This is a genomic window from Colwellia sp. BRX10-4 (assembly GCF_014077465.1).
Lineage (GTDB): Bacteria > Pseudomonadota > Gammaproteobacteria > Enterobacterales > Alteromonadaceae > Colwellia_A.
This window is the reverse complement of the sequence record NZ_JACGVZ010000015.1, coordinates 60,659-74,989: the sequence shown is the minus strand read 5'-3', so window position 1 is coordinate 74,989 and position 14,331 is coordinate 60,659. Positions and strand designations below refer to the sequence as shown.

General features: G+C 38.8%; 8 protein-coding genes. 7 read left to right on the top strand and 1 reads right to left on the bottom strand.

The features are described from left to right. Window positions 1-175: 175 nt before the first annotated feature. Window positions 176-1,972 (bottom strand): PhoX family phosphatase, encoded by a 1,797-nt coding sequence (locus H4J67_RS12780; RefSeq protein ID WP_182172696.1) that lies wholly within the window; start codon window positions 1,970-1,972, stop codon window positions 176-178. Between the two features lie 173 nt (window positions 1,973-2,145). Between H4J67_RS12780 and H4J67_RS12775 the strand changes: the two genes are divergently transcribed. The 7 genes from H4J67_RS12775 (at window position 2,146) to H4J67_RS12745 (ending at window position 14,273) form a co-directional block, all read left to right on the top strand. After that, window positions 2,146-3,792: a hypothetical protein gene (locus H4J67_RS12775; RefSeq protein WP_182203952.1), complete on the top strand. Its 1,647-nt coding sequence runs from the start codon at window positions 2,146-2,148 to the stop codon at window positions 3,790-3,792. Window positions 3,793-4,325: 533 nt separating this feature from the next. Then, complete coding sequence (pdhR, locus tag H4J67_RS12770; protein WP_182172768.1) at window positions 4,326-5,087, top strand: pyruvate dehydrogenase complex transcriptional repressor PdhR; 762 nt, start codon at window positions 4,326-4,328, stop codon at window positions 5,085-5,087. 297 nt (window positions 5,088-5,384) lie between these two features. Next, a complete protein-coding gene (gene aceE / locus H4J67_RS12765; protein ID WP_182172691.1) occupies window positions 5,385-8,072 on the top strand; it encodes a pyruvate dehydrogenase (acetyl-transferring), homodimeric type in 2,688 nt (895 codons plus the stop codon). A gap of 19 nt (window positions 8,073-8,091) precedes the next feature. Next, window positions 8,092-9,771: a dihydrolipoyllysine-residue acetyltransferase gene (gene aceF, locus H4J67_RS12760; RefSeq protein ID WP_182203950.1), complete on the top strand. Its 1,680-nt coding sequence runs from the start codon at window positions 8,092-8,094 to the stop codon at window positions 9,769-9,771. Window positions 9,772-9,983: 212 nt separating this feature from the next. Further along, entirely contained in the window at window positions 9,984-11,417 is a 1,434-nt protein-coding gene (gene lpdA / locus H4J67_RS12755; protein WP_182172685.1) for a dihydrolipoyl dehydrogenase, read from the top strand. A 376-nt stretch (window positions 11,418-11,793) separates the two neighbouring features. After that, window positions 11,794-13,746 (top strand): S9 family peptidase, encoded by a 1,953-nt coding sequence (locus H4J67_RS12750; protein ID WP_182172682.1) that lies wholly within the window; start codon window positions 11,794-11,796, stop codon window positions 13,744-13,746. A gap of 188 nt (window positions 13,747-13,934) precedes the next feature. After that, window positions 13,935-14,273 carry a hypothetical protein gene (locus H4J67_RS12745; RefSeq protein ID WP_182203948.1) on the top strand — a complete coding sequence of 113 codons (339 nt, stop codon included), beginning with the start codon at window positions 13,935-13,937 and terminating at the stop codon, window positions 14,271-14,273. Window positions 14,274-14,331: the final 58 nt, after the last annotated feature.

Below are 14,331 nucleotides of genomic sequence, written 5' to 3'. Positions count from 1 at the left end.
AGTTAATATTTAGTGAGTGTTTTGTATTGCTAAGTTATTTCTTAATGCTGAAATTAAAGCAACTTCTAGTGATTGCTATCGAGCGGTAAACAGTCTTATATTTGCCTCGTTTTTTATATGAAAAAAAGCCCAGACATGCTGGGCTTTATCAATATTAACGCTAAATTTTGAAAGATTATTCACCTTTAGGGTTATAAATCCAAAGGGCGTTGTTAACATGCTTACTGGTGTCTTCACCAATTAAAACACGACCATCGTCCATCACCGCTAAATTATCAGGGTTGGATATACCATTAACATCGCATCTGTTGCCATTGGCATCGCCGTCTGAATTATAAGCGCCACCGACAACGACTGGTTCCATGCGGTTAACGTTGAAATCTGTTTGGACACCAAAGCGATATACCGCGCCACAGTAAGCTGATGAATCAAGCTGAATATCACCTTCATTATCAACCATACCTTTTCCTACTTCAGACATCGCAACATACATGTAAGGTACGGCACCACTAGCAACACCATCATAATTAATCACCACACCTTCCATTTTACGAAATTCAGTGGTTGCGCCTTTGGCTTTAGCTGCACGTAATGTTTCTAAAAAGGCGTAGCGGTCGTCGCCAGTTCCATTGGTTGCCCAATCATCTATTTCTGTTTGTGTGATATAGCTGGTTTCACCTTCAATGTAATCAGCTTCCGTAATACCATTGTATGAATTTATCCAAGTTTTTATTTCAGTATTATTACTGCTCCCCAACTCAATCCACTGAATATCAAAGCCGGCTTTTGCTGGCGCACTTGTTGCGTCTTGCGTTAATTTAGCGGCATATAAAGTACCAGCACTTAAATCACCAGCATTGGTAGCTACAAATTTATAAAAGGCTTTATTGGAACCATCATCTGTGGTGTAAACTGTTTTCCAATCAGGCATGACCACCGAATTTTCATGGGCAACACGACCTAAGGTAAAATGCTTTATTGGGGTTGGGCTTGTTGAAGTTGGGTCTGTAATTTCAACTATATAGCCGTAATCATAGGGATTGGGTAATGTTGAACTTGCTAAATAGGTTTGTAAGTTTTTAACATCTGGGTAACTAGGATAGCCATCTAAATAAGCGGTGTTATTCCATTGCTCGGTATTTTCAGCTTCGTAATTTTCTTCTGACGTTAATGGGGTGTTCCATGGAGATAAAGTACCAAAACAATTAATTAACGTACCTAATACCGCTGAAAAATCAACGTTAATCGCATCACCTATTGTCCAAGTGCCGCTGTCTTCTTTAGATAGTTCTATACGGCTCATTGCCCCAGGGCGATCTTCCCATGCGGTGAATAAAAAACCTGTGTCACCACTGGCAGAGGTTGGAACGAAGGCATTAAAATCAGGATCTTGAGATTGCTTAATCTTAGTGGCTTGATCAGCACTAGCAATTGCGCCTAAACCATGCGGTAATTGGTTATTTAAGGTATCACCTGCTTGCCCCAAAACTTGGTAAGTTCCGGCAACAACCCGTACTGCCATTTTTTCTGTATCGGTTGTTGGAACCGATAAACTCTCAGTCATAGGGTCAAGCGTACTCCAGTCAAATCCGGTTACTACGCCAACTTTTGCTGGTGTTTCGTTACCTGACAGATCTGAAGGGTGTTGTACATTGAAGAAAAGTTCATCGTTATCCGTTAAAAACATACCCGTAATTTCTGCCCCTACTGGCACGGTTGCTAAGCGGGTTAGTTTTGCTGCAGCTGTCAGGTTTTGCCCATTAGCCCCATCACTCCCGTTAGCGCCATCAGTTCCATTAGTTCCATTAGTACCGTTGACACCGTCATTGCCATTGCTACCATCTAATCCAATAACGCCATTAGAACCATTTGTCCCATTTTTACCGTCATCACCACCACACGCTGTTAACATTGACGAACCAAGAATCACTGCTATGAGTGTCGCTATTTTTCTTTTTTTTAGATTCAGCATTTTATCTTCCTAGAGTTATGTGTAAAAACGCTATTAAAGTAATATCTGGGTGTGACAATTAGGTGACTTCTTTTTGACTTTATTGTTAAGAAAACATGAAAGTTCGCTTCAAATAACTGTAATAAAAGCCTTGTATAATTTACTGATATATAAATGAGGGGCTATTAAAGCTTATGAAAAATTACGTGTTAATATTTAGTTTACTAGTGACGATTTCCTTTATTGGTTTTTCGAGTTTATCAAAAAGTGAAAAAATGATTCCGGGCTTACTACCCGATGTTGACATGAGTGAAATAATCACGCCAACCGCTAATGGTAGTATTAATGAAGAAGCACCTATTCCCTCGCAGTGTTACACCAAAACTGCAGGGAGTAACAATCCCTGTTACACCTGCCATCAAACCTATAGCTATAGCGAAACTGATAGTTACCGCAATAATTTACGTAATGACGGGGTTAATCAGGGGCTTTACAACTTTTCTGATGAAGGTGAGGGTAATAGCTGGAAAAACTTATTTGTTAACCGCGAACCTTGGATAGCAAAAATATCTGATCAACAAATAGCACAATACATAGATCAAGATAACTACAGTCAATTGTTGACGACATTAAAAGATAATGACTGGCAAGGTTTTATTCCCGATTTGAAAAACTATAATTTAGCTGGTGAAGCCTTTAATGATAAAGGTATTGCTAAAGATGGCACAGGTTGGGTGGCGTTTAATTACAAGCCCTTTCCAGGAACCTTTTGGCCAACGAATGGCGCCACAGATGATGTATTAATTCGCTTAGCAGCAGAGTTTAGGCAACTTAATGGCGAATATAATGAAGATGTCTATTTAATTAATCTTTCGCTAGTTGAAATGAGTATTAAGGCTTTACCACAAATAGATATTTTCCCAGCCGATGAAGTAACGCTTAATAGCGACTTAAATATAGATGGTCAATTAACCGGACAAGTTGAATTATTGCTAGCTCAAGAATACTTTGTTGGCGATGCCAAGCAGATTAAGGTGCCTCGTCAACAATACCCGGTTAACACCGAAATTATGCATTCAGTTCGTTATGTTGGGATTGATCAAAAGGGTGAAACCACTATTCCGCAGCGGATGAAAGAGTTGCGTTATATGACAAAAACGCAATTATTAAATGACTCGGCAATAGATAGTGCTTATCGGCGAGAGCGCAAAGAGAAACTTGATGAACAATTACCCAGTTATATCCGTGTTAAAGACCGTGGTTTTAATAATAAATTTGGCTGGCTTATTCAAGGCTACATAGAAGATTATAATGGTGAGTTACGACCTCAGTCTTATGAAGAAACTTTCTACTGCATGGGTTGTCACTCCGCTATAGGTACCACTATTGATCAAACGTTTGCTTTTCCAAGAAAAGTAACTGGACGAGCAGGTTGGGGCTATATTAATTTAAAAGGCATGAAAGATGCACCATCGAAAGGACAGCAAGAGGGGGATATTTTACAATATCTACAAATTAATGGTGGCGGTAATGAATTTCGAGAAAACACGGAAATGCAGAGCAAGTGGTATAACAAAGATGGCTCTGTTAATAAGGAAAAAGTAAAGCAAGCGGACGTTTATGCCTTAATTACCCCGTCCAAGCAACGTGCTTATGCCATGAATAAAGCCTATACCCAAATTGTCAGAACGCAGAGTTTTATTCATGGCCGCGATGTTAATATTACACCTGCAATTAACGTTCATAAAACAATCGATGAATCAGTTGCACCATTAGAGCCAGAGCATCGAGTAGAAGGGTGGGATATTCGTTTAGATTGGTCAGATAAAGCGATAAATTAAAAATAGTCCCATAATTTATTATTGTTTTGTGTCGCTTAAATTGCTTTTTAATTAATGGAAACTCACCTTTGTAAAGGGCTATTTTATTTAACATCTAGCCCTTTTTAAGATTTAAGCGTAATTTATAGTGGGCTGTTCAATAATTTTTATGATGTTTTTTTGATCTGTTATCGAATCACAATGCGTATAAAAATGAGATTAACCAGATAAAATAATTTAGCTTAATGACCATTTTTTTGGTCGAAATAGTGTTTGATACAAGGCTTTTATTTGAGTTGTTGTGCTAGCTATTCAAACAGTTGTTTGGAGTTCGAGCTCTAAAATAGTACTTGGAAAATCAGGCTAGCTGTTCTATCTTCTCTTTACAAAATGTGTTTTTTTTGGTATTTTTACACCACTTTTTTGATTGGTAAGACCAATTTACCTCTTGGTTTTTAGAAGATTTACAAAGAAAGTTTAATCACTTTTTAGTTTTATCTAACTCTAGACCAATAAAACTATAGGTTAAGCTGTTAGTTATGACATTGTCAGGTATCCAAAAGCCAGTTAAGCAAGCAAAGTTGTCGGATGTAATTTTACGACAATTAGAAGCCTTGATTCTTGAAGGTAGCTTGCAAGCAGGTGAAAAATTACCACCTGAACGAGAGTTAGCAAAACAATTTGATGTTTCTCGGCCCTCATTACGCGAAGCTATTCAAAAGTTAGAAGCTAAAGGCTTAGTAAATCGTCGCCAAGGCGGTGGCACATTTGTTAGTGACCAAATTCTATCAGGCTTGTCTGATCCGTTATTTGAATTAATGTCGAAAAGTAAAGAGTCGCAATTTGATCTCTTAGAGTTTCGTCATGGTATTGAAGGTATGTCGTCATATTATGCGGCGATGCGGGGCACTGAAAATGATTTTGCTGAAATACAGAAAAAGCATGACAGTATCGGCAATGCCCAGTTAGAAAATGATTTACGTTTAGAGGCTGAAGCTATTTTCGACTTTTATCTTGCTATATGTGCGGCGTCACACAATGCGGTCACTCTGCACTTAGCGCGAAGTATGTCGAGTTTGTTGATTGATAATATTGAGCAAAATCTTACTGTCTTAGCTAAGCGCCCAGATATATTTGCGCAAATGGCTGAATTTAGAAAACGCTTGTTAGACGCAATTATTAGTGGTCAGCCACAAAAAGCTTGGGGAGCAAGTCACCGTCACCTCGCTTTTATAGAAGAAGTGCTACTAAAAATGTCACAAGAAGATAGTCGCATGGAAAGATCAATGCGCAGAATGCAACGTAGTGAATATTAATGGCTATTACGTTGCAAAATAAAATTTAGAAAATAACTGTTTAACGTTAATCAAGGCATGTAAATATGCAAAAGTTGACTATCTTTAAACACAGAAATTTAACTTATAGCTATCATAATTTAAGATGTTGACGTTTAGTGTGAGTGCAAAATTATAGATACAAGGCATTTGTTTGCAGCAATGGTTTGCTATTGCAACAATGAGTAACGCCGTAGTGCTAGTTTTGAAACGCAATAAACCTGCATATAGAGTAATGATGACTATATACACTTACTAACTATTGGAAACTAAGTAATTATGTCTGAGCTCCCAAAAATTGATTTAGATTCATTGGAAACCCAAGAGTGGTTGGAATCTATGGATTCTATTCTGGAAAATGAAGGTCCAGATCGTGCACATTTCATTTTAGAAAAACTTATTGACCGCGCTCGTCGCAGTGGCACACATTTACCTTTTGAAGCAAAAACAGCTTATGTAAATACCATACCTCCTGGGCAAGAGCCTAATATGCCAGGTGATCAAACGATTGAAGCGCGCATTCGTGCAGCTATCCGTTGGAACGCTTTAGTTCTGGTACTTCGCGCGTCGAAAAAAGATTTAGACTTAGGTGGACATATTGGCAGTTTTGCTTCTTCTGCGATGTTATACGATGTCGGTTTTAATCACTTCTTTAGAGCGGCTTCTGAAAAAGACGGTGGTGACTTTATTTTCGCGCAAGGACATATCTCTCCAGGTATTTATGCGCGTGCCTTTATGGAAGGTCGTTTAACTGAATCTCAAATGGATAACTTTCGTCAAGAATGTGATGGTAAAGGGTTATCTTCTTATCCTCACCCTCATTTGATGAAAGATTTCTGGCAGTTCCCAACTGTTTCTATGGGACTAGGTCCATTACAAGCAATTTATACTGCGCGTTTCCTTAAATATTTAACCGATCGTGGTATTAAAGATTGTTCAGCACAACGCGTTTACTGTTATTTAGGTGATGGCGAGACCGATGAGCCAGAATCATTAGGTGCTATTGGTTTAGCTTCACGTGAAGATTTAGATAACTTAACATTTGTTATTAACTGTAACTTACAGCGTTTAGATGGCCCTGTTCGTGGTAATGGCAAAATTATTCAAGAGCTTGAAGGTACTTTCCGTGGCGCTGGCTGGGAGGTCGTTAAAGTTATTTGGGGTTCTTACTGGGATGCCCTTATTGCCCGTGACACTTCAGGTAAACTTTTACAACTTATGGAAGAAACGGTTGACGGTGAATACCAAAATTGTAAAGCCAAGGGTGGTAAATATACTCGTGAGAACTTTTTCAATAAATACCCTGAGACAGCGGCATTGGTTGCCAATATGTCTGATGAAGATATTTATCGTTTGAACCGTGGTGGCCATGACCCGGTTAAAGTTTATGCGGCTTATAAAAAAGCGATAGAAACTAAAGGTCGTCCAACTGTTATTCTAGCAAAAACAGTAAAAGGTTTTGGTTTAGGTGCCTCAGGTGAAGCATTGAATGTTGCTCATAACGTGAAGAAAATGGATGTTGAATCTATTAAGCTTTACCGTGATCGTTTCAATATGCCGATCAATGACGATGAGATTGCTGATTTGCCTTTCTATCGATTCCCTGAAGATAGCGAAGAGTTCAAGTATATGAAGGCGCGTCGTGAAGCGTTAGGAGGTTCTTTGCCTGCTCGTCGTGTACAAGCAGATGAAACGTTAGAAATTCCATCTCTTAAAGTCTTTGACGCAATATTGAAAGGCTCTGGTGATCGTGAAGTTTCTTCAACAATGACCTTTGTTCGTGTATTGAATGCACTATTAAAAGATAAAAAAATAGGCAAGCGTATCGTGCCTATTATCCCTGATGAAGCACGTACTTTTGGTATGGAAGGTTTATTCCGCCAAGTGGGTATTTACGCAAACGAAGGGCAAAAATACATTCCTCAAGATGCTGACCAAGTTGCTTATTATCGTGAAGATAAAAAAGGTCAGGTTTTACAAGAAGGTATCAATGAATTAGGTGCTATGGCATCTTGGGTTGCTGCAGGTACGTCTTACTCTACTTGTAATGCGACAACGATCCCATTTTACATTTACTACTCTATGTTTGGTTTCCAACGCGTTGGTGACTTAGCTTGGGCTGCAGGTGATAGCCAAGCAAAAGGCTTTTTACTAGGTGCTACTGCCGGTCGAACAACCTTGAATGGTGAAGGTTTACAACATCAAGATGGTCATTCACATGTGCAAGCAGGTTTGATCCCTAATTGTGTGACGTACGATCCTACTTATGGTTATGAAATATCGGTTATTGTGCGTGAAGGTTTACGTCGCATGTATGAAGAAAATGAAAATATTTTCTTCTACTTAACCTTGATGAACGAAAACTATAAACATCCGGCGATGCCTGACAATAAAGATGTTGAAGAGCAGATAATTAAAGGTATTTACAAACTTGAAACGGTAGCGGCGAAGAAAGCTTCGAAAAAACCAAAAGTGAATGTGCAGTTAATGGGCTCAGGCACTATCTTGGAAAAGGTACGTGAAGCGGCGCAAATTTTAAGTGCTGATTACGGTATTTCAAGTGATGTTTACTCTGTAACCTCATTCAATGAATTAGCGCGTGACGGTCAGAATGTTGCACGCTGGAATATGCTTCACCCAGAAAGTAAGCAAAAACAAGCGTACATTTCTAACGTTATTACCAAAGGAAATGGTCCTGCAATTGCAGCAACTGATTATATTAAAAACTATTCAGAGCAAGTGCGTGCCTACATAGACACCGAATATCGCTGTCTAGGTACCGATGGTTTTGGTCGCAGTGACAGTCGCGCTAATTTACGTACTCACTTTGAAGTGAATGCTGCTTATGTTGTTGTTGCTGCGTTATTTGAGTTAGCTAACCGTGGTGATGTTGAGCGTTCAGTAGTCACTGAAGCGATTAAACGCTTTGATATCGACACTGAAAAACTTAACCCACTTTACGCATAAGCAGACTAGGAGATTTAATATGTCAGATAGTCAAAAGATTCTAGTCCCTGATGTTGGTGGCGACGAAGTAGAAATTATTGAAATTTGTTTTGCTGTTGGTGATTCAATCGAAGCAGACGAAGGAATTGTTACCGTTGAAACTGATAAAGCATCAATGGACATCCCCGCACCATTTGCTGGAAAGTTATCGGCATTATTGGTCAGTGTCGGTGATAAGATTAAAGAAGGTGATGTGATTGCTGAAATGACATCATCGCAAGCAGTACCCGAAACGGCTGAAGCTACAGAGGAAACTACAGACGAAGCGCCAGCAGAAGCTGTAGAAGAAACGGTTGCAGAAGTTGAGTCAACTCCTGCACCTGCTGAGGCTCCTGCTAAGGCGGCGGTATCAGCACAAAGTGAAATTATTGATATTGCAGTGCCTGATATTGGTGAAGATGGCGAAGTTGAAATTATCGATGTTTTAGTGAGTGTTGGTGATGTTATTGAAGTTGAAGATGGTTTAATCACCTTAGAAACAGATAAAGCGACGATGGATGTGCCTTCGTCACATGCGGGTACCGTTAAAGAAGTATTGGTTAGCGTTGGTGGCAAAGTAAAGCAGGGCGCTATTGTTATTAAGCTTGAAACATCAAGTGGCTCACCGATTGAAGTCGCTGCTCCTGCTCCTGTTGCTGAAGAAGTTGCTGAAGCACCAAAAGCTAAACCCGCACCACAAAAGGCTGCTCCTGTTCCGCATCATCCACAAGCGGGCACAGTGGCTTCATCGGGTAGTATTTATACTTCGCCATCGATTCGCCGTATTGCTCGTGAATATGGTGTTGATTTGACCTTAGTTAAAGGAACGGGCAGAAAAAGTCGTATTTTAAAAGAAGACGTAAAGTCTTACGTGAAATACGAACTGTCTCGACCTAAAGCTAATGCGGGTAGCTCGGTTGCTGCGGGTGAGGGGGGCTTACAGGTCGTCAGTGCTAAGGCTATCGATTTCTCTAAGTTTGGCGAAATTGAAACGAAAGCACTTACGCGCATTCAAAAAATATCAGGTCCATTTCTCCATCGTAATTGGGTAACTATTCCACATGTTACTCAATTTGATGAAGCTGATATCACTAATGTTGAAGCGTTTCGTAAAGAACAAAATGTTATTTGTGAAAAGAAAAAACTAGGCTTTAAGATCACACCATTAGTCTTTATTTTAAAAGCGGTTGCTGATGCTTTACGTGAATTCCCTGCGTTTAACTCAAGTTTGAGTGAAGACGGAGAAAGCTTAATTCTCAAGAAATACATTCACATTGGTGTTGCTGTTGATACGCCTAATGGTTTAGTCGTTCCGGTAGTACGTGATGTCGACCAAAAAGGTATTCATCAACTCTCTCGTGAACTCCTAGAAATTAGCATGAAAGCACGAGATGGCAAATTGAAAGCGACCGATATGCAAGGTGGATGTTTTACTATTTCTAGCCTTGGTGGTATTGGTGGTACAGCATTCACGCCGATTGTTAATGCTCCAGAAGTGGCAATTTTAGGTGTTTCAAAATCAGAAATAAAACCTAAGTGGAATGGTAAGGATTTTGAGCCTAAACTTATGTTGCCATTATCAATGTCGTACGACCATCGTGTTATTGACGGTGCCTTAGCTGCACGCTTTACGGTACACTTAGCCAGTGTAATGTCTGATATCCGTCAATTGATCTTATAATTGATAGAGTCTTTGACGCTAAGATAAAAGTGAGTAGGCAGAAATGCTTCTCACTTTTTACTACTTTGGTCAAAGAAGGCGCGATTAAAGATGGTACTTTGGTAGGAGTTTAAGTAAAATTCCGCCCAGTAAAGTATAAATAATATTATATTTGTGGCTTTCCATATTGGCGAAGCGATAAATGACAAAACAACAAGTTAATTGAGGTAAACATGAGTAACGAAATTAAAACTCAAGTAGTAGTATTAGGTTCAGGCCCTGGTGGTTATTCAGCGGCATTCCGTGCTGCAGATTTAGGTTTAGATGTAGTCTTAATTGAAAGCCGAAAAACATTAGGTGGCGTTTGTTTAAATGTGGGTTGTATCCCATCAAAAGCATTACTTCATGTTGCTAAAGTTATTGATGATGCAGCTGCTATGGCTTCTCACGGAGTTACATTTGGTAAGCCAGAAATTAATTTAGATAAAATTCGTGACTGGAAAGATAGCGTAGTTTCCCAACTTACTGGCGGCTTAGGTGGAATGTCTAAAGCGCGTAAAGTGACTACAGTTTACGGTTACGGCAAGTTCACTTCAGATAAAACCATTGAAGTTGAAGGCAATGACGGCGAGAAAACGACGGTTACTTTTGATAATGCTATTATCGCCGCAGGTTCTTCTGTTATCGATTTACCTTTTATTCCAAATGATGACCCACGCGTTATTGATTCAACAGGCGCTTTAGAACTTCATGACATTCCTGATGAAATGTTAGTATTGGGCGGTGGTATTATCGGTCTAGAAATGGGTACGGTATACAGAGCTTTAGGCGCTAATGTTTCAGTGGTTGAATTTGCTGATCAATTAGTACCAGCTGCAGATAAAGACATTGTTAAAATTTATACTAATTTCAACAATAAAAACTTCAACATTATGTTATCTACTAAAGTGGTTGCCGTTGAAGCTAAAGTTGACGGCTTGTATGTGACTTTTGAAGGTAAAAAAGCACCAGCAGAACCAGTACGTTACGACAAAATTTTAGTGGCTGTTGGCCGTAAGCCAAATGGTCATTTAGTTGCTGCTGACAAAGCAGGTGTTAACGTTGATGAACGTGGTTTCATCAATGTAACGAATGAACTACGTACTAACGTTCCACATATTTTTGCTATTGGTGATGTTGTTGGTCAACCTATGCTGGCACATAAAGCGGTTCATGAAGCGCATTGTGCAGCAGAAGTTATCTCAGGTAAGAAACATACCTTTGAACCACGTTGTATCCCTTCTGTTGCTTACACTGACCCTGAAATGGCTTGGACTGGCGTAACAGAGACTGAAGCTAAAGAGCAAGGTTTAAACATTGAAGTAGCTAACTTCCCTTGGGCGGCTTCTGGTCGTGCTATCGCTTCTGGCCGTACCGAAGGTAAAACTAAGTTAATCTTTGAAAAAGAAACGGGCCGTATTCTTGGTGGTGCCATTGTTGGTATCAACGCGGGCGAAATGTTGGGCGAAATTTGTTTAGCCGTTGAAATGGGTGCTGATGCAGAAGACATAGGCTTAACCATTCATGCTCATCCAACATTAAATGAATCTATTGGCTTAGCGGCTGAAATTTTTGAAGGTTCAATTACTGATTTACCTAATGCAAAAGCGGTAAAGAAAAAGAAATAATCATTGTTTTTAAGTAAACGATAAACCTGCATTTATGCTGAAATGCCATTCACTATTGATAGTGAATGGCATTTTTTATGGCTGATTGTTTTAGTTAGCGCTTAATCTTTACTGAACTAAGTGCCTAAGCCCCGACTCACCAAAGCTATTTAGTGAGATTCAGCGATATACCTATTACCTTCGTTTTTTGATCATTATTATCAGTCATCTTCTTTCAATGACCAACGTCGTTATTCGTTTGGACCGACCTGAATTATAAATATGGCAAGTTTACTGGTAATTTTGTAAATAATTTGTAAAGATATAGGTAAATGATTTTTATCGTATCATCGATAATGACAACTACCGCTAATCAACAAGTCGCTAGGATGCAATAATGAAAAAAATAATAATCACTATTCTATTGCTCAGCGTGACCTTCTTAAGTCATGCCGAAAAACAAACGTTAACCTACAAGGAATTTGGTCACTTACCTATAATTCAAGAACCTACCGTATCGCCAGATGGTAAACATATTGCTGGAATATTTAACAGTGAAGATGGTCCGTCGGTTGTGATGAGTGACTTTGGCTCAAATAGTATTATAAAACTTGTTAGCCTTAAAAAGTCTAAAGACAGAATAGACTCGGTTATGTGGGCAAATAATGAACGTTTGTTGGTATCATCGAGTTACTCTAAAAAGCAATGGGGTGATAGATTTCGAGTTAATCGATTATTTTCGGTTAACATTGACGGCAGTAACTTGATTGAATTAAATCGTGCAGCAAACCTACGCAGTTTAACGGGTGCAGAAATCGCTATGTATGATTTAAACAGCTCTCAACAAGTTGTTTCGTTATTAAAAGCAGAAAAAGAATTTGTATTATTGCAGATGTACTCTCCTAAGGATAAAGGACAATCTGTCTATAAAGTTAATATTTATGAAAATAAGTTTGAAAAGTTATTCGTTAATAAATATGACGTTTATAGTTGGGTTGCCAATAAAGCGGGTGATGTCGTCTTGGGTGTAGGTTCTGACGATTATGATAGTACTATTACGAATATATGGTACAGAAAAGACAATAATGATGAGTGGAAGTTATTACACTCTAAAAAAGCGTTCGAAGGTGAAACTTTTTCTCCTATTTTGGTTAGTGATGATAAGGCGATTGTTATCTCTGATCACAAGATACATAGAGACGCACTTTGGCAATATGATATTAAGTCGGGAACCTACGATAAGCTATTATATGCTAATGATAACTATGATGTAGAAGGTGCTATTTTTAATGCGGATAGAAATGAAGTTATTGGTGCTATTTATTTTGAGCACTACCGTAAGAATCATTTTTTTACTGATGCTGACACTGAAATCTATAACATTGTAAAAAATAGTTTCAAGCAATACCAAGCCAGTATTTATAGTATGAGCAAAGATAAAAAGAAAATTTTAGTGGCTGCTCAGCGAGATAATTCACCCCCTAAGTTTTTTTGGTTAGATTTGACTAATAAATCGGGTGGTTTTTGGATCAGTCAATACCCCTATTTAGAAGGCAAGCCGCTGGCTAGTGTTCAACCGTTTCAATTTGAAGCATCTGATGGCATGTCTTTGCACGGGTATTTAACGTTGCCAACAACGCCAATGAGTAATAATAAAAAACCACCCTTGATTATTCACCCTCATGGCGGTCCACAATCAAGAGATTACCAATACTTTAGTCCGTTTGTGCAATACTTTGCCAGTAAAGGTTATGCCGTACTACAAGTTAACTTTCGTGGATCTACCGGCTTTAGTAACGCTTATCAAACCGCTGGTTACCAACAGTGGGGTAAACGTATGCAAGATGATATTTATGAAGCGATAGACTGGTTAGCTGAGACGGAACTGGTTGATACTAATAATAGCTGTATCGTTGGTGCTAGCTATGGCGGTTATGTGGCATTAACGGCGGCATTTCAAAGGCCCAAGCAATTTAAATGTATTGCCAGTATCGCTGGGATTGGTGACTTACTTGAGTTAGCAAAAGATGAGTACAGATACGAATCTAAACGACCTTTTATTGATAAAACTATTGGTAACCCAACGGACGATAAAACTATTGCCAGTCTTAAAGCGACTTCTGCAATTAACTATCTTAAGCAGATCAAAGCACCGATATTATTAATTCATGGTAAACATGATACTCAGGTAAGATTTAGCCAATCTGACGATTTTTATGATGCGGCTAAAGACGCTGATTTAGATATCGATTTTGTTGAGTTTGCCAATGGTACGCATTACCTCGATGAAAATGTAAATCGCATAGAAGCATTTAAGGTGGTAGGTGAATTCTTAGACAAGCACTTGTAAGTGCTTGACTAACTTTATATAAAAACCAGCATCTTTGCTGGTTTTTATTTTTAGGAACAGTAACCTGTCTCAGCACCATCGCCATGCCTTGGCAGCTATGTTGTCTCAGTATTAGTGCATTCTTGGTTGTCGATGGTAGAGTACCGCTGCCTTATACAATATAATTATTATCAGAAAAAGGGCTTATGATGCGTTTATTTACTTTAGCTATTACTTGTTTTGCTCTATCTGCTTGTACCAACATTGTTTCTGAAAACGGAGCTTCACAATGGGATTTTGATCACAATATTCAGTTTAAACAAACAAAACTGGCTGAAAATAAATATCACTTAGAGGTGAACCCCAAGTCGGACACCCACTTTGATAAACTTGCTACTTTTATGATGAGACAATCTTACGAGATTTGTGGCACTTATGGTTTTACCATTGAAGTGTTAAAAGGGATTGAAAAGTTTGACGACAGAAAATCGTTTCCCAATTTAATTATGCCTTCATTATCCGCTAATATTGAATGCGCTCGTCAGTAGAGGCATTTCTTGTCAATGTAAACTCCTCCCAAATACTCATTTAATTACGACCCAGTTA